The sequence below is a fragment of the Tenacibaculum litoreum genome, assembly GCF_964513915.1.
Lineage (GTDB): Bacteria > Bacteroidota > Bacteroidia > Flavobacteriales > Flavobacteriaceae > Polaribacter > Polaribacter litoreum.
Genome location: NZ_CAZEQS010000003.1, coordinates 154,427 through 178,529, shown reverse-complemented (window position 1 = coordinate 178,529; position 24,103 = coordinate 154,427). Strand labels below are relative to the sequence as shown.

Sequence of the window (24,103 nt, the reverse complement as noted above, 5' to 3'; positions counted from 1 at the left end):
GCGCATTGAATCGGGGCTAAAGAAAACTACTCTACGGGAGACTAATTACTTATTTTACTATTTATAATCGTTAGTGATTATAAATTTTGATCGTCGGTTTTCTTGATGTTCCTCTTCGGTACAAGGAACTCCATTAGAACATTTATTTACTAATTGCTTTTCTCCGTAACCAATAGCACTTTCTATCCTATTGGTACCTATATCTCTTGAGAAAATATAATCTCTAGTAGATTTAGCTCTCTTATCTGATAAAATTTCATTATACCTATCACTTCCCCTACTATCAGTATGGGCTTCTATTTTTATAATCATTTTCGGATGATTTTTTAACACGCGTACAATGTGTTCTAGCTCATAGGCTGCATCTGGTCGAATATTCCACTTGTCAAAATCGAAAAATATTGGATCTATTACTATTTCATTACCTATAATTAAAGGTGTTAAATACAAATCATGCTCTATTTCTTTTCCTCTTACATCTGTAGTTTCAATATTATTTACAAAATCATCTTTATGATCTAACTTGGTCCCTCTTAAAGAAAATTTCTTCTCGCATTCAACTTCAAAAACATAAGTTGCATCTTCTTGAGTTACAAATCTTTTTATAACTTTTCCTTCTGAATCTATAAGTTCTACTAAAGTATTAGGTAAAATTTCTTTTGTTCTTTTATCAAAAGTTCTTCCCTTAATGAATTGTTTACATTTAAGTGTTTTAAACTTATAAATATCATCTTGCCCTTTTCCTCCTGGCCTGTTTGAAGATAAATATCCTGATTTTCCATCTTCATTATAAAAGAAAGCAAAATCATCATACCCACTATTAAATGGAGCACCTATGTTTATTACTTCTGATGAATTATTTTTTAATAAATCCGTTTTATAAATATCTAACAACCCCAAATTAGCATAGCCATCTGAAGAAAAATAAAGTGTATAGTCTTTTGCTACAAAAGGGAACATTTCTCTTCCACTTGTATTTACTTTATCTCCTAAATTTACTGGTTTTCCATACTCTCCATTAGGTAGAATAGCTACTTTATAAATATCAGTTAAGCCATAACTATCTGGTCTATCGGATGTAAAATACAGCGTCTTTTCATCTGGACTTAATGCTGGATGTCCGCTAGAATATATTTTATCATTAAATGGTAAATCTTCAATATTATCCCACTGACCATTAACTAAAGTTGCTTTAAATATTTTTAAATGTGAAGTACCTTTTTTATCATACTCTAATTTATCTTCATCATTTAAATTATTTCTTGTAAAATATAGTGTTTGACCATCTTTGGTTAAAGCAACACTAGATTCATGAAAACCTGTATTAATTTTAGAGGAAACTATAGGCATAATGCTTTCTATAACATCTTCTCCTTCTTTGTTTTTCGTAATTTTAGCTTGATATAAATCTAAATACGGTTGATTATTCCATTCGTAAATTTCACCTTTTTCATCTCTCGATGAAGCAAAGTATAGTTTCTGACCTCGTGCATACAAGCCAAATTCTGAGTTTTTAGTATTAATATCTAAGTTTGCTACTACTACTGAATCTTTATTTAGTGTTTTTAACTTATCATAATCTACATTTCCTATTTTTGATCCTGCATCTGGAATTTTTTTCAACCATTCGTCCGCCTTGTTGTATTCTCCAATACTTCTAAGTGATTGAACATATTTATATATAGCTTCATCATCTAAACCTTCGTCTCTATTAGAAGCTACTCCATACCAATAAGCTGCCTGTTCTGAATTGGAGTTATTATAATAACAGTCTGCTAACCTTGTTACCATATCTACCCCATCGTCGCCGTTATCTATTGCTTTTTTATAAAACTCGGCAGCTTTTATATATGAGTATTCTTTATAGAATTTATCTGCTACTTTTCTTTGAGAAAAAGCAAAACATGATATAAAAAGTAGTATAAGTGTTATTTTTGTCTTCATAACTATGCTTTTTAAAAATATCTAGGAGATTTTGTTCTATATAACTTAGGGAGTAACTCAAACATTAATAATATTTCATGTGTTCCATTTGAATACTGATTAATATCTGATAATGGGTACTCATAAGCGTAACCTATTCGGAACTGACGAGATACTTGAAAATCTACTAAAGCTCCTAAAGCCCCTGTATCTTCATTTATTCTATAAGATCCTCCTAACCAAAACTTTTCATTGAATAAAAAGTTTGCTGTGATATCATATGAAACCGGAGCTCCATTAGTTGCTTTTATTAATGCAGCTGGCTTAAACTTTACATTATTATTTAAGTCAAAAACATATCCTCCTGTTAAGTAATAACTTACCCTATCTACAACCCCGTAATTAATTCCATTAATTTCTAAATCATTATGGTCTATATTTAATAACCTTGGGGCAGAAAGCCCTACATACCATTTGTTGGTATGTAGTAGCAATCCACTACCTATGTTTGGTTCCCATCTATTTTGAATTCCTGAAATTCCTGGATCTGATCCTTCAGCTGCAATCAAAGCATCATCAATATTATATTGAGTAAACCCTGCTTTAAGACCAAAGGCTAGTTTTATATCATTATTAAGTTGAATAGTGTATGAAAAATCTCCATATAAATAGGTAAAGTTTTCATATCCTAATTGATCATTTATAAATGATAATCCTAATCCTATTTTATCATTTCTAAGAGGAGTGTGAATAGATAAAGTTTGTGTTTCTGGTGCTCTATCTATTCCCGCCCACTGGCTTCTATGCAATCCAACAGCACTCAACACTTGTCTACTTCCTGCATAGGCAGGATTAATAGAAATTGTATTGTACATATACTGAGTAAATTGTGGTAGCTGTTGTGATTGAACTGTTAAAACTGTTGTAAAAAACAGTACAATAACTGCTTGTAATAGTTTGTAATTATGGTTCATAGCTATAATATTATTTGGTTCCTAAGTAAATTGCTCCTGTAAATGGTTTTAAACCACTATTTTCTAATATTACAATGTAGTAATATGTACCTGCTGGTAGTCTTTCAGCTCCTCCAAACGTAGCTCCATCTGAAGTTCCGTTCCAATTATTTGCATAATTGTTAGATTCAAATACTTTTGCTCCCCAACGGTTAAATATTTTTACATTGGCTATGAATCCACAGGATTCTACTCCTGTAATTTCAAAAAATTCATTCCATGAATCTCCATTAGGGGTTACTGCTTTAGATATTACCACATCTTCTTGTCCACATGGTAATACTATACAATCGTCATTTATATTAATTGTAACTTTTGTTGATGTTAAACATCCATTATTTGGTGATGTATATGTAAATATGTAATCTCCTAAGTTTAATCCAGACGGATCAAAACTTCCATCATCAGATAATGTTACATTTCCTTGAGTTACTTCCCAAGTTCCATCTTCACTTTGATTTGCTAAATAATCATTCAAGTAAATTATTCCATCGTCAATACATCTTGAATCAGCTATTTCTGTTACTGATGTCTTTACAGTTACTGTAATATACTGTGTAAAGTTTGCTTCATTTCCACAGTCATCTGCAACCGTCCATGTTCTCGTGATTGTGTAATCACTATCGCTTCCATCAAAGGTGCTTGTTTCTTCAAAGTTTGTTTGTGTTACATTTGAAGAACAATTGTCTATAAACTCTAAAGTTGGAACTTCTGGAACATTATCACACTCTACTGTTATATCTTCTAATGTTGACACCAATTGTGGAGCTTCATTATCTTCTATTGTTATAACTTGAGTATGTGAAGTTGTATTTCCTGCACAATCTTGTACCGTCCATGTTCTTGTAATTGTATACTCTGAAGCACATCCTTCTTCTTGTCCAGAAAGCTCTTCTGAATATACAACTATTACTTCAGAATCACAATTATCTGTTCCTGTTAATGTTGCAGCTTCAGGAATAGCATCACAACTTACTGTTACATTTGCTGGTAATTCCTCTACAAACTCGGGTGCTACTGTATCTTCTACTGTTACTACTTGAGTGTGTGATGTTGCATTACCTGTACAGTCTTGTACTGTCCATGTTCTTGTAATTATATACACTGAAGCACATTCATCGTCTTGTCCTGTAAACTCTTCTGAGTAATTTACAGTTACGGATGCATCACAGTTATCGGTTGCTGTTAGTACCGCTGCTGCTGGAATGGCATCACAACTTACTGTTACATTCGCTGGTAATTCCTCTACAAACTCTGGTGCTACTGTATCTTCTACTGTTACTACTTGGGTATGTGAAGTTGTATTCCCTGCACAGTCTTGTACTTGCCATGTTCTTGTGATTGTATACTCTGAAGCACATTCATCATCTTGTCCTGTAAACTCTTCTGAGTAATTTACAGTTACGGATGCATCACAGTTATCGGTTGCTGTTAGTACCGCTGCTGCTGAAATTACATCACAACTTACTGTTACATTTGCTGGTAATTCCTCTACAAACTCTGGTGCTACTGTATCTTCTACTATTACTACTTGAGTGTGTGATGTTGCATTACCTGCACAGTCTTGTACTTGCCATGTTCTTGTGATTGTATACTCTGAAGCACATTCATCATCTTGTCCTGCAAATTCTTCCGAGTAATTAACTATTACTGAAGCATCACAATTGTCGGTTGCTGTTAGTACCGCTGCTACTGGAATGGCATCACAACTAACGGTTGTATCTGCTGGTAACTCCTCTACAAACTCGGGTGCTACTGTATCTTCTACTGTTACTACTTGGATGTGTGTTGTTGTGTTTCCTGAGCAATCTGATACCGTCCACTTTCTGGTTATTAAGTATTCTGATCCACAAGCATCATCATCTCCACTTGTAATTTCACTTGGAATTACTGTTACAGATGCATCACAATTATCGGTTGCTGTTAAAGTCTCCATCACTGGAATATTATCACAACTTACTGTAATTTCTGCTGCTGGTAACTCTCCTACAAACTCTGGTGCTACTGTATCTTCTACTGTGATTACTTGGATGTGTGTTGTTGTGTTTCCTGAGCAATCTGATACCGTCCACTTTCTGGTTATTAAGTATTCTGATCCACAAGCATCATCATCTCCACTTGTAATTTCACTTGGAATTACTGTTGCAGATGCATCACAATTATCGGTCGCTGTTAAAGTTTCCATCACTGGAATATTATCACAGCTTACTGTAATTTCTGCTGCTGGTAACTCCTCTACAAACTCAGGTGCTACTGTATCTTCTACTGTAATTACTTGGATATGCGTTGTTGTGTTTCCTGAACAATCTGATACCGTCCACTTTCTGGTTATTAAGTATTCTGATCCACAAGCATCATCATCTCCACTTGAAATTTCACTTGGAATTACTGTTACAGATGCATCACAATTATCGGTTGCTGTTAAAGTCTCCATCACTGGAATATTATCACAACTTACTGTAATTTCTGCTGCTGGTAACTCTTCTACAAACTCTGGTGCTACTGTATCTTCTACTGTAATTACTTGGATATGTGTTGTTGTGTTTCCTGAACAGTCTGATACCGTCCATTTTCTGGTTATTAAGTATTCTGATCCACAAGCATCATCATCTCCACTTGTAATTTCACTTGGAATTACTGTTACAGATGCATCACAATTATCGGTTGCTGTTAAAGTCTCCATCACTGGAATACTATCACAACTTACTGTAATTTCTACTGCTGGTAACTCCTCTACAAACTCTGGTGCTACTGTATCTTCTACTGTAATTACTTGAATATGTGTTGTTGTGTTTCCTGAACAATCTGATACCGTCCATTTTCTGGTTATTAAGTATTCTGATCCACAAGCATCATCATCTCCACTTGTAATTTCACTTGGAATTACTGTTACAGATGCATCACAATTATCGGTCGCTGTTAAAGTTTCCATCACTGGAATATTATCACAGCTTACTGTAATTTCTGCTGCTGGTAACTCCTCTACAAACTCAGGTGCTACTGTATCTTCTACTGTAATTACTTGGATATGCGTTGTTGTGTTTCCTGAACAGTCTGATACCGTCCACTTTCTGGTTATTAAGTATTCTGATCCACAAGCATCATCATCTCCACTTGTAATTTCACTTGGAATTACTGTTACAGATGCATCACAATTATCGGTTGCTGTTAAAGTCTCCATCACTGGAATATTATCACAACTTACTGTAATTTCTGCTGCTGGTAACTCTTCTACAAACTCTGGTGCTACTGTATCTTCTATAATAAACTTAGCACTACTCGTATTTACAGTGTTTCCACAAGCATCTTTTGCTGTAAAAATCACTTCTACTTCTCCTGTAAAGCTACACGTATAAGTTAAACCTGTATAATTATTACTCCATGTAACAATACTACAATCATCTGTCGCTGTCGCTCCTCCATTAGTTGCTAACCAATTATTTAACTCTGCTGTGTTTCCTGATCCATCACATTCAACAGTTATATCAGATGGTTGCTGAGTTATTGTTGGTGGTGTTTCATCTTTAATTAAATATCCCGCTGTTGTAGTACTAAAGTTTCCACAGGCATCTGTTGCAGTAAAAGTTACTGTAATATAACTTCCATCACATTTCACAGAGGTATCATCTCCATAGTTATTAGTCCATGTTACACTACTACAATTATCTGTTGCCGTAGCTCCCGCATTACTATTTAACCAATCTTGTAAAGTAGTTTCTGTATCTCCTACTCCACATTCTATATCTATATTATTTTTGTTTGTTTCGTCTATAACTGGTGCTGTATTATCTTTAACTGTTATTGTTTGAACTTTTTCAGTTTTGTTTCCGCAGTTATCGGTAAGACTCCATGTACGAGTAACTATTACTTCACCTTCACAACTTCCTGCTGATTCTACATCACTATAATTGGCATCTAAAGTTGTATCACAATTATCTGACTCATCAATAACATCGCCAGTGATTCCAATACTAGCATCATAAGTACAATTATCATCTTTATAAATTGTAATATCTACTGGTACTGTAAAATTAGGATTAGTTACATCAGTTACCGTAATGGTTTGGGTATGACTTACCGTATTACCACAGTTATCAGTTGATTCCCATTTACGTACAATCTCTCCACAACCATCTACTACCGTATTGCTTACTTCAGTAAATACCACATCTACTACGCTATCGCAATTATCGGTTGCCGTAATGGTTGGTACTGCGGGTATTGCTTCACAATCTACGCTTACATCTGATGGTTCTGATGATAATACTGGTGCAGTAGTATCGGTTACCGTAATGGTTTGGGTATGACTTACTGTGTTGCCACAGTTATCGGTTGATTCCCATTTACGTACGATCTCTCCACAACCATCTACTACCGTATTGCTTACCTCAGTAAACACTACATCTACTACGCTATCGCAATTATCGGTTGCCGTAATGGTTGGTATTGCTGGTATTGCTTCACAGTCTACACTTACATCTGATGGTTCTGCTGATAATACGGGTGCAGTAGTATCGGTTACCGTAATGGTTTGCGTATGACTTACGGTGTTGCCACAGTTATCGGTTGATTCCCATTTGCGTACGATCTCTCCACAACCATCTACTACCGTATTGCTTACCTCAGTAAACACTACATCTACTACGCTATCGCAATTATCGGTTGCCGTAATGGTTGGTATTGCTGGTATTGCTTCACAGTCTACACTTACATCTGCTGGTTCTGCTGATAATACGGGTACAGTAGTATCGGTTACCGTAATGGTTTGGGTATGACTTACTGTGTTGCCACAGTTATCGGTTGATTCCCATTTACGTACGATCTCTCCACAACCATCTACTACCGTATTGCTTACCTCAGTAAACACTACATCTACTACGCTATCGCAATTATCGGTTGCCGTAATGGTTGGTATTGCTGGTATTGCTTCACAGTCTACACTTACATCTGATGGTTCTGCTGATAATACGGGTGCAGTAGTATCGGTTACCGTAATGGTTTGGGTATGACTTACCGTGTTGCCACAGTTATCGGTTGATTCCCATTTACGTACGATTTCTCCACAACCATCTACTACCGTATTGCTTACTTCTGTAAATACCACATCTACTACGCTATCGCAATTATCGGTCGCGGTAATAGTGGGTACTGCTGGTATTGCTTCACAGTCTACACTTACATCTGATGGTTCTGCTGATAATACGGGTGCAGTAGTATCGGTTACCGTAATGGTTTGGGTATGACTTACCGTGTTACCACAGTTATCGGTTGATTCCCATTTACGTACAATTTCTCCACAACCATCTACTACCGTATTGCTTACTTCAGTAAATACCACATCTACTACGCTATCGCAATTATCGGTCGCGGTAATGGTGGGTACTGCTGGTATTGCTTCACAGTCTACACTTACATCTGATGGTTCTACTGATAATACGGGTGCAGTAGTATCGGTTACCGTAATGGTTTGGGTATGACTTACTGTGTTGCCACAGTTATCGGTTGATTCCCATTTACGTACAATTTCTCCACAACCATCTACTACCGTATTGCTTACTTCAGTAAATACCACATCTACTACGCTATCGCAATTATCGGTCGCGGTAATGGTGGGTACTGCTGGTATTGCTTCACAGTCTACACTTACATCTGATGGTTCTGATGATAATACTGGTGCAATATTGTCTACAACTGTAATTGTTTGTATTTTTTCTGTTGTATTACCGCAGCTATCTATTAATTTCCAAGTACGTTTAACAATTTTCTCTCCTTCACAACTGCCTGCTAGCTCTTCATCTGTGTAAGTTGCATCTAAACCAGTGTCGCAATTGTCTGATTCATCTATAACATCTCCTGTCACTCCTACACTAGCGTCATAATTACAGCTTGCATCAGAAAAGATTGCAATATCTCCTGGCACTGTAAAGTCTGGGTTAATAGTATCTTGAATTGTAATTACCAATGTGTCGGTACCTGTTTTACCACATGTATCAGTAACAGTAAAAATTCTTGTAACTGTAGTTATGCATCCATCATCTGAAGTAATCTCATCTATATAACTAATACTAGCTATTGTTCCATCATCTGAAGCTGTGTAACCAGTTGTAAAAAAGCTGTCTTTAATATCTGAAGATTGTACTAAACTAAAAGGATAGCGAGCATTTAAATTTGTTATATCATTCTCATCACAACCTTCAATACCTAAAGTTTCTGGAACACTAATAATAGGATCTTCATTATCATTTGACACTAAAGTAATAGAATCTACTTCTTGACAACCATTTACATCTGTTACAGTAACAGTATAGGTTCCTTCTGTTAAACCACTAAGATCTTCTGTGGTTGCTCCTGTATTCCATGAAAAAGTATAATCTGCTGTTCCTCCTGATACTGTTAGATCAATAGCTCCATCACTACCACCACAGCTTAAATCACTTCCTAATAGAGAAAGTGATAATACTGGTGGTTCAGTAATAGTTACATCTGCCAATGCTATACAACCGTTTGCATCAGTAACAATAACGCTATGTGTACCTACATCTAAACCATTTACGTCTTCTGTAGTTGCTCCAGTACTCCATGAATATGTGTAAGGAGCTTTTCCACCAGTTACCGTTAAGTCTGCTTCTCCATTGCTATTTCCACTACATGTAATGTTTGTTCCTAATATCGCTGCTGTTGGAGTGCTATCAATATTAATGTCTTTTGTTATTGAATTTGTATCTCCATCCTCATCTGTAACTATTAATGTTACTGACTTTACACCTGAACTAGTATAATCAACATGATGAGGTCCTTCTGATATTGCCATTGTTGGAGAAGAATCAGTACCAAAACTCCATTGATACGTTAAAGCTCCATCTCCTCCTGTAGAAGTATTTGTGAAAGTTACCCCCTGAAAACCAGTTGCATCTACACCACAATCATAATCAAACGTAAAGTTTGGTGCTATTGGTGTTTGTACGTCAATTGGTGGTAAATTTTCTCCTGAACATTTAGAGCTTTGTGTTGAACACCCTGGTCCAATAGTACTACCAGGAGTTTGCCAAGAAAGATAAACATCTGTTAATGTTAATTCTTCTCCACAAATATAGTTCATTAATTCAAACATCTGATAAGTACCTGGGCTAATTGATCCTGAGATACCTATACTAATTTTATCCGTGCCTACGTAAACATTTCCATCTTTATCAATTTTATCTGCTCCATTCATCAAGTAAAATTGCATGTATAAATCTATTTTACTTGCTGCTTTAGAAATATCTACATATAGGTAAACGTTAGAGAGCTGTTGCCCTACTGTACACGTGCTTATTGGATTTCCATTTAAGTCTCCTATATAAACACTCCCTATTTCAACATCCTGAGCTCCACACCCAGAAAGGCTACAGGGACTCTGCATAGACACTGTTGTTTGTGAAAAAACATAGTTAGCACTAAACAACAAAAGTATCAGCATTAATTTTCTTAAATGAGTAGTTTTCATTCCCATACCTTAACTTTTAAAATTTAACTTTTAAACACTCTAAATTTCTTTAGGGTATTACTCTTATTAAGTCTTAGTGTTAGCTAAAACCGTATTACGGGGATGGGGTAAAATGGGGTGTGGGGTAATTAAGGGTTACGCATTTCTGAGTATTACAAGAATGTAATACTACTATAACACACAATGGGTACACAATAAAAATTTTATGAGGAAAATAAAATAATACTGAGTGGGAATAGTATTATTTTGAGGGATTAACGTTTTTTAAGTTCTAAAAACTGTTACACCAAAAGTAATGCTTATTTTTAGTTTTAAAAAATGAAATGTTAAAAAAAGGGGTTTTCCCCTATGCTTCTTCAGGAAAAAAATATGTTCGTCATATTTTATAATACTTCCTTTTTAATTAGGTAATTTTGCAGTATGATACAAAACGATACAATTATTGCTTTAGCAACACCAGCAGGGGTTGGTGCTATTGCCGTTATTAGGCTTTCAGGAGAAAAATCAATAAAAATTGTAGATTCATTTTTTACTTCTGTAAAGAAAAATAAATCATTATTAAATCAAAAATCTCATACTCTACATTTGGGACATATTGTGAATAATGGAGTAATTATTGATCAAGTTTTAGTATCTATTTTTAAAAACCCACATTCTTATACAGGTGAAGACGTTGTAGAAATATCATGCCATGGCTCTAGTTTTATTCAACAAGAAATCATTCAACTTTTTTTACAGAATGGATGTAGAATGGCTGATAACGGTGAGTTTACAATGCGTGCTTTTTTGAATGGTAAAATGGATTTATCGCAAGCAGAAGCTGTTGCAGATGTGATTGCTTCAAATTCTGCTGCTTCACATCAAATGGCGATTCAACAGATGCGCGGAGGTATTACCAATGAACTAAAAGAATTAAGAGCACAATTACTAGATTTTGCTGCTTTAATTGAACTTGAACTTGATTTTTCTGGTGAAGATGTAGAGTTTGCTGATAGAACCAAATTTAAAGATTTAGTAGCTAAAATTTCATCAGTTCTAAAACGATTGATTGATTCTTTTGCTTTCGGAAATGCCATGAAGAATGGTATTCCCGTAGCTATTATTGGTGAACCTAACGTTGGTAAATCTACTCTGTTAAATGCCTTGCTTAATGAAGAAAAAGCTATTGTATCTGATATTGCTGGTACTACTCGTGATGCGATTGAAGACGAATTAATTATTGATGGTGTTGTTTTCCGTTTTATTGATACAGCTGGAATTAGAGAAACTGAAGATGTAGTTGAAAACATTGGTATCAAAAAAGCATATGAAAAAGCAGAAAACGCACAATTAATCATCTTCTTAATTGATTCTAATAAATACGCGCATTCAAAAGACTTGTTTTTAGAGGAAATTGAGACCATAAAAAAACGTTTTCCTAACAAACGTTTATTAGTAATCGCCAATAAAATAGATACCTTGTCATGTCACGATTCATCTATTTTACAATCAGAAATTGAAAATTTAATCTTACTTTCTGCTAAACAAAACATTGGCGTTGATGAGTTAAAAGAAGAACTCATTTCATTAGTGAATACCGGTGCTTTAAGTAACAACGAAACAATTGTTACTAATTCTCGTCATTTTGAAGCATTAACTTTAGCTTTAGAAAGTATTAATTCGGTTAAAAACGGTATTGAGTTAGATATTTCTTCTGATTTATTTGCTATTGATATTCGTGAATGTTTACGTCATTTAGGGAATATTACTGGTGAATACGATGTAGATAAGGATATTCTAGGACATATTTTTGGTAATTTCTGTATCGGGAAGTAGGCTTAATTTTTCAAATTTATAACGATTCACTACGTTTATAAAACAGATTTCTATCTACTTACCTAGGTTTATAATTTTACAATTAATTATAAACTATAACTAAAGATGGGACTATACATTACTAGCGGAGCTCTTGCTAGCTTTAAGGAAATGGATGAAGAAGCTTTTGAACATTATTCTTCGGTATTTAAAAACATTAACAAACTATTAGAATTAAATGGGCTTGCACCTTATAATGAGCCAGAAAAATTAGAGGTTGAGCCTCTAGCTGTTGGTGGATTTCCTTACGATTATATTCATTACCTAAGGCGTTTTTACGCTTATTGTTCCGAATATGAAGATTGGACTCCTACTCCATTTAGTCCTAACAGTTCTCCTTCTACAGATTCAATCGTAGAAGATCACGCATCATTACTCACTTGTCATCTTATATGTCACTCAGACTGTGCAGGTTTTTATGTTCCTGTGGAGTTTATCGATATTATTTTTGATAATGATGAGTTTCCTGTTGATGGTGCAATGATTGGTTCGTCTTACACGCTATTTAAGGAATTAAAATTCATAGCTAATAAGCTTAATATTCCACTAGATGAAGAAGATAATATTGTAAATCTTAAAGAAATTAATAAGTCTATCAATGAAGAAAACGACTTCTGGAAAGAAAAGTTAGTTTGGTGCGAATTATTTGAAGCTACTAAGCATAGTATTCGCAACAAATCAGCAATCATTTTTCATTAAGAACTTCAACAATTAATAAAACACATCTCATAAATGGAAAGAGAGATAATAATACAGTCACAAGAAAAAAAATATCAAACTACAGGAAAACTTACAACTAGTAAAATTATTGATCTATTTATAGAAAGTGAAAATGAAGCTTTAGAGTATGAATTTCAAGGTAAATTTTATCCTTCTCGTCATTATGATATTAATGCTACTTTAACAAAAGCTTTGAAAGGAATTGATAAACAAAAAATAGTTGATGCCTATTTTCACTCAGCTAGGTTAGGTACTATTATAAAAGTAAAAGAAAATAACTACCCCCTCTTTTTAAAAGGAGTTGAGAAAGCATTATCTTCAATTGGAAAAGGGCATAATATTAATGTTTTAAAACCTAGTAAATTATTTTTTCTTTTTGGCGTTAGTTCTCCTAATAACATAGAAAACCTCTATAACACAAAATATAATGAGTTTTTAGAAATTTTAAAATTTGTTACCAAAATTAACTCGTATACTAGTTATCCTAGTTTACGAAGAAAGTTAAAAGCCTCGCTTTTCTTGGAGAATCCTATACTTTTAAGAAGATCTCAAAAAATGACTCCTTTCTTTAATCAATTCAATTTTGAGACTGCTGGAGCATTAGTTTTATTATTAGTTGACTCATCTGAAACCTCTAAACAAGTTCTTTTAAAATTTCATAACACAAACTTACCTAGAGAAACTGTTAGGATTCTTGGTGGTTTTTATAAAGATTTTAAAACCTCAAAAGCAAACAAACTACTACTTAACGACTTATATAGTAAATATCCAGCGAATTGGATAGATGAATATTATAACTCAATTTACTAGTAGTTTTATAAGTATTTTTGCCTTATGGATTCACTCACACAAATTGTTCTTGGGGCGGCTGTTGGAGAAGCTGTATTAGGAAAAAAGGCAGGAAATAAAGCAATGCTTTATGGAGCTATTGCAGGTACTATCCCTGATTTAGATGTGTACATTGGTAAATTCTTTGATACCGTTACAGCTCTTGAAATACACAGAGGTTTTACGCACTCTATATTTTTTGCAATTGTTTTTGGATGGATTTTCGGATGGCTTATTTCTTTATATGAAAAAAATGCCTCCACTAAAGAATGGGCAAAGCTTATGTTTTGGGGATTCTTAACTCACCCTATTTTAGATGCGCACACCACTTGGGGTACCCAACTTTTTTGGCCCCTTGATATACGATTGGCCTTTAAAAATATTTTTGTAATTGATCCTTTATACACACTACCTTTTTTAATATTTCTACTAATGGCTATGTCCCAACGTAAAGGAACAGCAAAAAGAAGAAAGTATAACAATTTAGGACTTATTGTAAGTACTTCTTATATGGCTATTACCATTATCATTAAAGGAATCACCTACACTAAGTTTGAACAAGCTTTAAAAGAACAAGGAATAACTTATGAAGAAATAGTAACCAAGCCTACGCCTTTTAACACTATTTTATGGTCTGCGAATGTAGAAACTGAAAATGCATATCTAATTGGTTATTATTCTTTTTTTGATTCCAAACCAATTGAATTTTATTCCTACCCTAAAAACCATCATTTATTAGGTGCTTATAAAAATGATATTTTAGTAAAACGGCTTATTAAAATTACCAAAGGTTGGTATACTATTTCAGAAAAAAACAACGCTCTTTACTTAAACGATTTACGTTTTGGACTACTAAGTGTCAGACCTAACTTTCAACAGTTTGCTTTTAGCTTTGAAATAGGTAAAAAACATGATAAAACTATTATAAATGAAGTTCCTAGAAATCGTGAAGAAGCTAAACAATTATTAAAGGATCTTTGGGTAAGAATTCAGGGAAATTAATTGAGAAATCAATGTGTATGTCGTAAATTTGCAGTTCTATTATAAAGTAGCGTTACTCAGGTTTGAGACATAAATATTTTCACTTTTTTTCAATCATTTTTTTAATTCTTACTCAATTCGCATTTATTACTGCGTTATTGCTAGAACACAAAAATATTTTTACGGTAATATTTTTAACAACACTTATTACTGCTCTCATAATTTACACCTACATAAAATTCTTTAGAATTAAAGAAGTAGATTTTGAGCCTTTCTATGTAATGATTTTTGTTATAGCTGGTGCCCTACTTACAAATTACCTGCACCTATTTACTAGCTTGAATTCTGTTTTGGCAGCAGCACTTGTTGGAACAATTGCTTCTTTTTCAACTAGTTTAAATAAAAAGTCAAAGATTTTACAAAGTGTCCCGAATGCTATGTATTGTGGTTGTTTTGTTGGAATGTCGCAAAAGCATCTTGCAATTGATTATAGCTTTATAGTTATTTCAGGTACAATAGCTAGCATCTTTTATATGTTTTCAAAAAATCTGTTTCATGGGGTCGGCGGCAAACTGGGTACTCTTGCTTTTGGTAGTGTCGTTATATCCTCTTTATTACTTTTAATCCTTTCATAATGCTTCCTACAATATCAATATACTTAACAAGTATACTCGGAGCTTTTTTAACGTTTTTAGTAAGTACTAAATATAAACAAGGCCCTGTAAGAGCCTCTGCTCTACTCACTCTTATTGTTGCTGGCTTTTGCTTTCTTTTTCCTGAACTATTTTCAGAGGATGTAACTAAACAAATTCCTTGGGTATTCTTTGGAGCCTCATTTGTTGGTATGACTTCTGAAAAACTTACTCGAAACTATACTTCAATTGTTTTCGCTGGAATTATTTTTGGCTTTATTTATACAGTTAGCCCTACTTTTTTCAATGGTTATGGAGGTGCGTTAGGAACGGCTGCTTGTATATCTATTTTAGTTACTATTGGACTAAATAGACTTGTTAGACATTCAAAAGCTTTAAAAAAGAAAAAAGTTTTACTTAAGAAAGTATCTAAAACGTCTTCTTAAATACAGTTTTACCACTAAAAAACAAAGACTTATAATCTTATTTGGTTTATAATTAATAAGACTTAAAAAATTAAGTTAAATTAATTTTTTTAAGCAGTTTATTTGCGAATTTTGTTGTCTCAAAAAAAATAAAATCTTACCTATGAAACGTTATTTAAAACAATTAAGTTTTATTCTTCTATCATGTTGCCTTTTTATTTCATGTTCTAGTGATGACAATATAGAGGAACAAAAATATTTAAACATACCCGATGCACAGTTTGAGACCAAACTAATCAATCTGGGTATAGACTCTGATGGTATTGTCAACCAACAACTATTAAAAAGTGATGCATTAGGAGTTACGAGCCTTAATTTAAACACATCCAATGATGGTATAATTGCAGACCTAACAGGTATTGAAGGTTTTATCAATCTAAAAAGATTGCATGCCACAGGAAACAATTTAACTACTATAGACCTGAAGTTTAATAAACAATTAGATACTTTGGTACTTGCTGGGAATTCCCTTAAAAATATTGATTTGAGTAACAATACAGAATTAATCAAGTTAGACCTTGATGTAAATGAATTAAGTATTATTACTGGGTTAAAAAATGCTATTAATCTAAAATGGTTAAGTTTATACTATAATTCATTAGAAACGTTAAGTATTGATAATCCCAATTTAGAAACCTTAAATGTTAGAGATAACTTCCTAGTGTCTTTAGATGTTAAAAAAGCAGTAAGCTTAAAAACCATTTTAGCACAAAATAATAAGATTTTAGAAGTAGATTTTACCGCTAATAAAGCTTTAGAAGTTTTAGCACTATCTGATAACAAGCTTAAAAATATCGACTTGGAATCTAACAGTAATATTGAAGTATTGTATTGTTCCAGTAACTTACTTACATCTCTCGATATAAGCGGGTTAGTGAATTTGGATCGCTTAACTGTTAATGCAAACCCTAGCTTATTCTGCATTAAGATACATAATGGTCAAAATATTCCCATGTTTTCTAAATCTGATTACCAAGAATTTAATACAAGCTGTGAGTAATAAAAAGTTTACGATAATAATGTCCTAACCTTTCCCTTTTTTAAATTTTCACCCTAAAGATATAATGATAGAGATCTAATAGTTGTAAAAAAAACTGCTGTTTCTCCTTATAAAAGAATTAGAATACCTATTTGTAAGTACGTGCTGTTAGCCTTCTATCATTACCTTTTTTATTAGTGATCAAAAATACATTCTCAAACCAATGTTTTGAATCAAAACATAAGATTCATACTCTTTAATCTAAATTACTTTCACTTCATACTTTATTCACTTAGTGTATGGAACATTTTGGCAAAAGCTATTTCAAGAAAAATAGAAACTTCCATTTTTGTTCTACCTTCTTCTAACATTGTTAAAATAGTATTTATGTGTGCATCCTTAAAATTATAAAAGTCTCCTCCTTCTTTGTACAAATCTTCCTTCTTTAAGTTTTCTAACTGTTCTAGCATATACTTATTTGCTTTATATGCTGACTTTCTTTTGTTTAAAAACAATTGCATCTTTTTACTATCTTTTCTGCTTGATTTATTATACATAGATAAAGCTGTTTTATATTTCTGCTCTACCGACCACTCTACCCTTTTAGCATCTCGATACAACTTTTCAAGTCCTGTAAAAGCTAAATCATAATATGTATTTATATAGTCTTGATTATTATGTATATGACTTAAGTACTCAATTGCTTTTTTCTTATACTTATTTTTAGATTTTAGCTCAGCATCTTTTAACTCTTGTTCTAAAACTAAAAGTTTATCTGCTATTTTATTTACTTTTTTTATCTCCTCAAACCTCTTTGCCTTTCCTATAATTAATACCTCTGGAGTTATTTCGTGAGGCTCTCCTGTAAATGTATGCTCTTTATAAGAAAAACTAAACTCTCCTCTAGCTCTCTCTACTTTTGCTTTCTTTTTTGTAGATAAATCAAAGGCATAATTGTAACCGAAAGTAACTGTTAAGTCTTGGGTATTCTTTAAAGAAGTATTTCTAAATAATTGAATAGCACTTAAATTAAAATTATGTTTTTCTCTATATACATAATTTGCATTCAATCTAAAGTTTGTAGCACTTGCCTTGTTTATTTTGCTATTATTTTGATTGTAAGAAGTACTTAATGTTGTATTTAGTTTATCTTTTAGAAACTTTTTATTAACTGCTAGTGTTGGTCCCCATGTATAGGATTTATCTCTCCCAATAGTATTATAAGTAGTATTTAAAGCAGAAGTTATATTTATTTTTCTTTGTGGTAACCCTAATGTATAGGAAGTATTAAAATTATGAAATGTTGAACCATTACCTAAGCGTACAATTCCATTTTCAGCATTAGCTACTGTCGCTAATGAATAATTTGTATTTAGATTTTGTCTTCTTGTTTTACTATTTTCTAAAATATAACTTACATTAACGTTAGCATTTTGAGATAACTGCTTATAGTTGAATCGCTCTTCTTGATTATCTAACAAATTATCATCATTTATAATCTCAAACTGATCTAGTTTATTATTAGTATAAGTAGAAAAGTTAGAATAGCTTCCTGTTATATTTACTTTTTTACTCATAGCAAATGTTGCGTTAACACTTCCAACTGTTCTACTAGTATTGGTCTCTTTTTGATTTGCTAAATCGTCTCGTTGGTATCCTATATTGAACCCTAAACTTATTTTATTATTAAATAAAGTGGTATTACCATTCAGTGTTATATTTTCAAAATCATTGTTAAAATAATATGCTCCTAACGTTTTATATCCTGGGTCTATACGTTCATATCCAACTCCAAATCTATATTTATCAAAGCTATATTCCATTTCTGTTTTAAATGCTTTGTAATGTTCTGTTGAAGCTCTATTGTTGAATAATAAACCTGCAATTCCGCTACTATGACTTACTTTTTCTGCTCTAAGATCTTGTGTTATGGCCGTTGAAGCGTATTCTCCTTTAAAACGAAGTCCATCTATTACAGTTACAATTCCTGACATACTTAGCACCAGATTTTCTTTTGGTAACACCTTTTTTTCTTCTGGTACTGCACTTATTGAATTTATCTTGTCTTTTGCATAAAAACCAATTAACTCTAAGCTATATTTTTCTTTTTTAAACCCCACTTTAGCTCCATATCCCATTCGCTTAAAAGCTGGTTGTGTTCTATTGTCTTCTGAATCTTCTGTAGCTTTTAATAATCGACCATACATTGCTGAAAAAGTAAAACTTCCCTTAGGAGTTAAATCAACTCCTCCCCCTGTAAATTGGTGTCCTGCCAACGTATATGGTGAGAAACTCATGCTCACATCTCCAATATGGGCTTGTATCCATCTATATTTAGGATGCAGGCTCAAACGATTAAAACTAAACGGTAATTGATATTCTAAATCATCTCCTTGATTAGAAAAGCTATAGCTTACAGGAATTGAAAATTCATAAATGTTAAAATTTAAGCTTCCTTGTAAAAAATAGGTAAATGGTGCTCTTGCACTATTTTGATTGGATGAATAGAACACAGAGTTAGCAGCGATGTTTCCGCTAACTTTAAAAGGTTTTCCTCTTCCTATATTCTCAAAATCTAATTGTTGTCCTACTATACTTTCAGCAAAAAATATGCTTAAAATAAACACTACTACTTTTAGTGTTTGCCCCCTCATTGTAATCATTAAAATATTCTTTTCTTTTTTATAACTGTTTTGCTAAACACTCTTCTGAGTCTCTAACTTTTACGCTGTATGCCCCTTTGTTTAACTTACTTATTCTTGTTGTCTTTGCATTAGTAAACGGAAACCATGTTTCATTATCAATATTACTCCCTTCATATTTTACCCAACTAGTACCATTAAAAAACTGTATGACCCCATCCTTTGTTAATTGATATAAAAATATCCTGTTGCCTTCCCCTGTAGCATTAATATCTATATACCCATCATTTATCTTAAAACAATTTTGATCTGCTGAAACTATTACTTCGAAATCAACTTTTGCTGTTTCTTCAATAGTAAACTTTACAGGAACTAAATTTGACCAAGAAATGTCTTCGGGATTTATTCCAACTCCTTTTTTTCCTGTTTGATATTTAAGTTTGTAAGTTCCATGAGGTAAATTGTTTACCCATTGATACCTATAGGTAGTTTCGTTTATTTTCTCTAGAGATTCTATATCAAGTTTTTGATCTAAAATAACATCGTACTCTCCAGATTCTGTATTTTGTTGATATATTATAACTGCCAACTTCTCTGTTGTGTATAAATCTCTTTTAAAGTCCAATGTTAGGCTTCCGTCTGCTTTATAATTACAACTTGTTTTTTGGGTTACTATGGGATCTTGTAATTGAGGAGATTCAGAAATAAATACATAAGTATAAGGTTCTTTTGGGCTCCACCCATTACACAACTCTAATTTATATTGAATACTTTTACTCATATACAAATGAGCTTCACTACCAAATAAGTCTTTAGCCGTAAACGTAATTGAACTTTTTCCCAAGTACTCTTGAGGAAGCTTCTCCCAACCATTAGTTATTGGATCATAATACATCCAATTATATACTAATTCATGATAACCTGAAGAAGCCTCTAAGGTTATTGATGTAGTTGTATTATTTACTCCTGGGTCAGGTGTCAGAATTTTAAAATCATTATCTGGTATTATTCTAAAACTCCCTAGTTCTTTTGTACAACAACCTTTTAAAGAGTAATTGAACACATTACAAAGGGCATCTTCTGGAGTTAATGAAGTATCATATTGATTACTTACCTGACAAAGTGTTGTTCCTGGATCCCTTCCTTCAATATAACCATCTTCATAAAGTCTATACCCTATTGGTATATTACCATTTGTAAGTACTCTTGCCCAAAAAGCATCTCCGTCATTCTCACAACTGCGATAATTACTTTGACTTTTAGTAACATAATCGACAATATAACCTTGCCCAAATCCCCAAAAACTATAAAATAATAGTAATATAAATAACCCCTTTTTCATTTTTCTCTTCCTTACTGTTTAGCTAAACATTTTTGTGAGTCTTTAACTTTTACGCTGTATGCCCCTTTATTTAAATTACTTATTCTTGTTGTCTCTGAATTGGTAAACGGAAACCATGTTTCATTATCAACATTATTTCCTGTGTAATTAACCCAATTCGTGCCATTAAAAATTTGTATTACATTATCTTTTCTTAGTTGATATAAAAATGTTCTACCACTTTCACCTTTTGCACTAATATCTATATACCCATCATTTACCTCAAAACAATTTTGATCTGCTGAGTCTGTTATTTCAAAATCAACTTTTGAAGGTTTGCCAATCGTAAATTCATCTGAAGGAACTATGCTTGCCCATGATCCATCCGTTGGGTTAATTCCTCCACTACCTTTTAAGGTTTGGTATTTTAACTGATATTTACCTGATACCAAATCTTTACTCCACGAATACCCAAAACTACCATCTGCCATGGCTTGCAAATTCGTAATTTCTCTTTGTGGGTTCGTAGCCAAATCATATCCTGTTGAATATTCATAATACAGTGTAGCAATTAGTTTTTCGTTGGTTAACAAATCTCTATCAACACTAAAAGCAAAACTACCATCTTCACTATAATTACAACTTGTTGTAATTGAAGTAGGTTGTTGTACTAGCTCGGGTGAGCAAGGAATAATATTATAAATTATAATGTTTGAATCTGATTCTATCCATTTAAATAACCCTGTAGTGATACTAACAGTACCTTTAAAATATAAAGGGCCTTCATATGATGGGGGTATATTTATATCTTTTAAATCAAGTATAACGCTATTACCACTAGTTGTAGATGTTGATAAAAAAGTTGGTTTATAGTTAATATTATCCAAACTATAATACCAAGAAATCGTCTGTTGTGGTATACAGCTATTAGAAGTTAAAGTTATACTCTCTTTTCTACAAAAAGTATTATTCGTAGAAACTTTCAATACATTATTGTTTGAAACCCTAACCGTTGTGCATGTTACTGATGGTTGGCCAAAAAGTCCTCCTGTTTTATTAACCTCACAATCTCCACTTCCAATAGTTATGTCATTATCACAACGAGTACTACTACCAGAAACACTCCATGAAGTTATAACTCGTGTTGGTCTTTGATCAAATACTTCATATGCAATATTTCCATCGAACACTTCTAAACCTGTAGTAGGAATAACTCTAGTTAAAATACCACTATCTTTTAATAAGGTATTACCATTGTACACCCTATAACGATATGTTTCAGTTTTTCCATTAAAAAATAGTCCCCCTGTAAATCCTGAACCAGGCCTTACAAATTGAAATGTATATTTTTTTTGAGCTCTTACGCTCAAACTTACTATTAATAGAAGTACTAACAATAATTTCTTTTTCATTTCCAATTATAACAATTACTCATCTAAATACTTAGCTAGTGAAGCTTTATTTTCTTCTAGGACTTGAGCTAGTTTTTTTATATCTAAAAAACCTTGCTCATTTTTAGTTGTACCTTTAAGTTCATCCACAACTGGATAATTTTTACTTTTTCGCTTATTATAAAACTTAAACAATAAATATGCATTAGAATTCTTTAAAATTGATTTTAGTAATTCTATTTCACTATTTGAACTTGTACTTTCTATAAAATCAACTCCATTATTAAGAAAGTTTGAAATCATTTTCACATTATTGTCTGACGCTTTATAACTTACAAAATAGTGTCTTTTATTATCTACATCAATGATTAAACGTGACAGTAACTTAACAGAAAATGATATTGAATCTTTGGTATTATTGATAAATTTAGGAGCATATTTTTTTGATATAGCAGCCTCTAAAGAATTATCATTCAATGTTTGTACAAGAAGAGAATCTTTGCCATTTGAATTGAAATTATAATCGTAAACATTTACAAAAGAATACTCTTTAACTATAGTAATTTTTGACTTTATACCTTCAAGTTTTGAATAATCTAATTGAGCATATGACACTGATTTCAAAAAAAGAAAAGTAATAACACTAATTATTATCTTAAAATCTATATTTTTTTTCATTGTTACCAAGATTTAGGATCTTTATATAAATTAATTTTTATATCATCTTTTTTAGGGGTATACCAACTTGCAAATTCATCTTCTAACTTTTTAACATCTAAAGCGCCATTTGTGGTAACTCTTTCCGTAATTGCTTGTATAGATGCATCTGTTGAATTTCCTAAAATTATTCCTTCCAATACTTCCGATTTCATTCGCATAACAATTATTGAAAGCATAGACAATGAAGAATGTGATGTTCTCTGCCATCGCCCATTTACTTTTTGCATAACGTAAGCTGCTGATAACGGTTTTTCGTTTTCTTGATAAAAATAAAATTTGATTATTGTAGTAGGAATATCTCCTAGATTAAATGTAAACTTATGATGCAATTCAAAATAGTTTTCATCTTTATTCATACTTACAATTTTCTCAAAATGAGATGGTTCCTTTTTTGATGCTTTTTCCTCTCCACCTAGCGTATTATAATTTACCCATTCTTGGTTTCTTGCTGAAAGTATCGATTGCATTAACTGCTCAGGAAACTCATTTTTAACCTCACTAATTGTTGTTAGTGTTGCCTTTAATTGTAACCTAGGCTCATACTTATGAAAGCTAAGGTTTTGCTCTTCTGTAATGGTTAATATTAAGTTAGAGTCTTTTGTACTCTGTCCAAACACCATAACATTTGTTAAAATAACAATTAAAGTTAAAATTTTATTTTTTATCATTTATTTTCTTTTTTTCTATAAACATTATATAAATAAACCATAGTGTTAAAATAACTCCAAGTATCACAAAAAATAAATCACGATACATTGAATACTTTTGGTATTTTAAACTTAATGGTTTAGATTCTTTGATTGTATACAAATCATCTGCCTTAGGATTGTGCCATATATATATTGAATCTTGTTTACCATTTAGAAAGTGCTTATAATTATCATTCTTAGCATCTTCATCGATGGTAACCATACCCAAAACATTTTTATAACTATAATAAATTTTTTCAACATCACCTTCTCTTATAGTTGTTGTTAAATCCCTCCTAACTGAGTCAACTTTAACCTTAACTTTATTATAATCGTCTATATACTCTACCCTTTTTTTAAAAACTTTATATCTTTTTAAAGAAAAAGGGAGGCTTGGAAGAAAAATAAGTAATAACAAAAATAAAAACCTTCTAATCCA

16 protein-coding genes are annotated in these 24,103 nt (G+C 32.4%); 7 read left to right on the top strand and 9 right to left on the bottom strand.

The features are described 5' to 3' along the window. Positions 1-57 precede the first annotated feature (57 nt). Genes ACKTTR_RS06915 through ACKTTR_RS06905 form a run of 3 tightly spaced genes read right to left on the bottom strand, consistent with a single transcriptional unit; the run spans position 58 to position 10,338 of the window. On the bottom strand, positions 58-1,944 hold the full coding sequence (locus ACKTTR_RS06915; RefSeq protein WP_408027146.1) for an OmpA family protein: 1,887 nt from the start codon (positions 1,942-1,944) through the stop codon (positions 58-60). 11 nt (positions 1,945-1,955) lie between these two features. Continuing rightward, the gene (locus tag ACKTTR_RS06910; RefSeq protein ID WP_408027145.1) at positions 1,956-2,897 is read right to left on the bottom strand and encodes a PorP/SprF family type IX secretion system membrane protein; all 942 of its coding nucleotides are present in this window, start codon (positions 2,895-2,897) and stop codon (positions 1,956-1,958) included. A gap of 10 nt (positions 2,898-2,907) precedes the next feature. Next, positions 2,908-10,338: an HYR-like domain-containing protein gene (locus tag ACKTTR_RS06905; RefSeq protein WP_408027144.1), complete on the bottom strand. Its 7,431-nt coding sequence runs from the start codon at positions 10,336-10,338 to the stop codon at positions 2,908-2,910. A 504-nt stretch (positions 10,339-10,842) separates the two neighbouring features. Here ACKTTR_RS06905 and mnmE point away from each other — a divergent pair. The 7 genes from mnmE (at position 10,843) to ACKTTR_RS06870 (ending at position 16,922) form a co-directional block, all read left to right on the top strand. Further along, positions 10,843-12,237 carry a tRNA uridine-5-carboxymethylaminomethyl(34) synthesis GTPase MnmE gene (mnmE, locus tag ACKTTR_RS06900; RefSeq protein WP_408027143.1) on the top strand — a complete coding sequence of 465 codons (1,395 nt, stop codon included), beginning with the start codon at positions 10,843-10,845 and terminating at the stop codon, positions 12,235-12,237. Between the two features lie 105 nt (positions 12,238-12,342). Continuing rightward, on the top strand, positions 12,343-12,975 hold the full coding sequence (locus tag ACKTTR_RS06895) for a hypothetical protein (RefSeq protein ID WP_408027142.1): 633 nt from the start codon (positions 12,343-12,345) through the stop codon (positions 12,973-12,975). 33 nt (positions 12,976-13,008) lie between these two features. After that, positions 13,009-13,806, top strand: coding sequence for a hypothetical protein (locus ACKTTR_RS06890; protein ID WP_408027141.1), 798 nt, complete (start codon positions 13,009-13,011; stop codon positions 13,804-13,806). Between the two features lie 24 nt (positions 13,807-13,830). Continuing rightward, positions 13,831-14,826, top strand: a complete 996-nt coding sequence (locus ACKTTR_RS06885; protein ID WP_408027140.1) for a metal-dependent hydrolase — start codon at positions 13,831-13,833, stop codon at positions 14,824-14,826. Between the two features lie 137 nt (positions 14,827-14,963). Beyond that, a complete protein-coding gene (locus ACKTTR_RS06880; RefSeq protein ID WP_408027139.1) occupies positions 14,964-15,440 on the top strand; it encodes a hypothetical protein in 477 nt (158 codons plus the stop codon). Next, a complete protein-coding gene (locus ACKTTR_RS06875) occupies positions 15,440-15,883 on the top strand; it encodes a hypothetical protein (protein ID WP_408027138.1) in 444 nt (147 codons plus the stop codon). Before ACKTTR_RS06880 ends, ACKTTR_RS06875 begins: the two co-directional genes overlap by 1 nt. A gap of 142 nt (positions 15,884-16,025) precedes the next feature. After that, complete coding sequence (locus ACKTTR_RS06870; RefSeq protein WP_408027137.1) at positions 16,026-16,922, top strand: leucine-rich repeat domain-containing protein; 897 nt, start codon at positions 16,026-16,028, stop codon at positions 16,920-16,922. A 263-nt stretch (positions 16,923-17,185) separates the two neighbouring features. Here ACKTTR_RS06870 and ACKTTR_RS06865 read toward each other — a convergent pair whose 3' ends face one another. The 6 genes from ACKTTR_RS06865 to ACKTTR_RS06840 are packed head-to-tail and all read right to left on the bottom strand — an operon-like array spanning position 17,186 to position 24,082. Continuing rightward, a complete protein-coding gene (locus ACKTTR_RS06865) occupies positions 17,186-19,564 on the bottom strand; it encodes a hypothetical protein (RefSeq protein WP_408027136.1) in 2,379 nt (792 codons plus the stop codon). Between the two features lie 19 nt (positions 19,565-19,583). Further along, entirely contained in the window at positions 19,584-20,885 is a 1,302-nt protein-coding gene (locus tag ACKTTR_RS06860) for a hypothetical protein (protein ID WP_408027135.1), read from the bottom strand. Positions 20,886-20,896: 11 nt separating this feature from the next. Beyond that, on the bottom strand, positions 20,897-22,276 hold the full coding sequence (locus ACKTTR_RS06855) for a hypothetical protein (protein ID WP_408027134.1): 1,380 nt from the start codon (positions 22,274-22,276) through the stop codon (positions 20,897-20,899). A 15-nt stretch (positions 22,277-22,291) separates the two neighbouring features. Further along, entirely contained in the window at positions 22,292-22,933 is a 642-nt protein-coding gene (locus ACKTTR_RS06850; protein WP_408027133.1) for a hypothetical protein, read from the bottom strand. A 2-nt stretch (positions 22,934-22,935) separates the two neighbouring features. Beyond that, a complete protein-coding gene (locus tag ACKTTR_RS06845; RefSeq protein ID WP_408027132.1) occupies positions 22,936-23,643 on the bottom strand; it encodes a hypothetical protein in 708 nt (235 codons plus the stop codon). Continuing rightward, the gene (locus ACKTTR_RS06840) at positions 23,630-24,082 is read right to left on the bottom strand and encodes a hypothetical protein (RefSeq protein ID WP_408027131.1); all 453 of its coding nucleotides are present in this window, start codon (positions 24,080-24,082) and stop codon (positions 23,630-23,632) included. Before ACKTTR_RS06840 ends, ACKTTR_RS06845 begins: the two co-directional genes overlap by 14 nt. Between the last annotated feature and the right edge of the window lie 21 nt (positions 24,083-24,103).

Bases quoted from the DNA above. Each gene is read 5' to 3' on its own strand.
- ACKTTR_RS06915 (WP_408027146.1), bottom strand. From the start codon at position 1,944: ATGAAGACAAAAATAACACTTATACTACTTTTTATATCATGTTTTGCT.
- ACKTTR_RS06910 (WP_408027145.1), bottom strand. From the start codon at position 2,897: ATGAACCATAATTACAAACTATTACAAGCAGTTATTGTACTGTTTTTT.
- ACKTTR_RS06905 (WP_408027144.1), bottom strand. From the start codon at position 10,338: ATGCAGAGTCCCTGTAGCCTTTCTGGGTGTGGAGCTCAGGATGTTGAA.
- mnmE (WP_408027143.1), top strand. From the start codon at position 10,843: ATGATACAAAACGATACAATTATTGCTTTAGCAACACCAGCAGGGGTT.
- ACKTTR_RS06895 (WP_408027142.1), top strand. From the start codon at position 12,343: ATGGGACTATACATTACTAGCGGAGCTCTTGCTAGCTTTAAGGAAATG.
- ACKTTR_RS06890 (WP_408027141.1), top strand. From the start codon at position 13,009: ATGGAAAGAGAGATAATAATACAGTCACAAGAAAAAAAATATCAAACT.
- ACKTTR_RS06885 (WP_408027140.1), top strand. From the start codon at position 13,831: ATGGATTCACTCACACAAATTGTTCTTGGGGCGGCTGTTGGAGAAGCT.
- ACKTTR_RS06875 (WP_408027138.1), top strand. From the start codon at position 15,440: ATGCTTCCTACAATATCAATATACTTAACAAGTATACTCGGAGCTTTT.
- ACKTTR_RS06870 (WP_408027137.1), top strand. From the start codon at position 16,026: ATGAAACGTTATTTAAAACAATTAAGTTTTATTCTTCTATCATGTTGC.
- ACKTTR_RS06865 (WP_408027136.1), bottom strand. From the start codon at position 19,564: ATGATTACAATGAGGGGGCAAACACTAAAAGTAGTAGTGTTTATTTTA.
- ACKTTR_RS06860 (WP_408027135.1), bottom strand. From the start codon at position 20,885: ATGAAAAAGGGGTTATTTATATTACTATTATTTTATAGTTTTTGGGGA.
- ACKTTR_RS06855 (WP_408027134.1), bottom strand. From the start codon at position 22,276: ATGAAAAAGAAATTATTGTTAGTACTTCTATTAATAGTAAGTTTGAGC.
- ACKTTR_RS06850 (WP_408027133.1), bottom strand. From the start codon at position 22,933: ATGAAAAAAAATATAGATTTTAAGATAATAATTAGTGTTATTACTTTT.
- ACKTTR_RS06845 (WP_408027132.1), bottom strand. From the start codon at position 23,643: ATGATAAAAAATAAAATTTTAACTTTAATTGTTATTTTAACAAATGTT.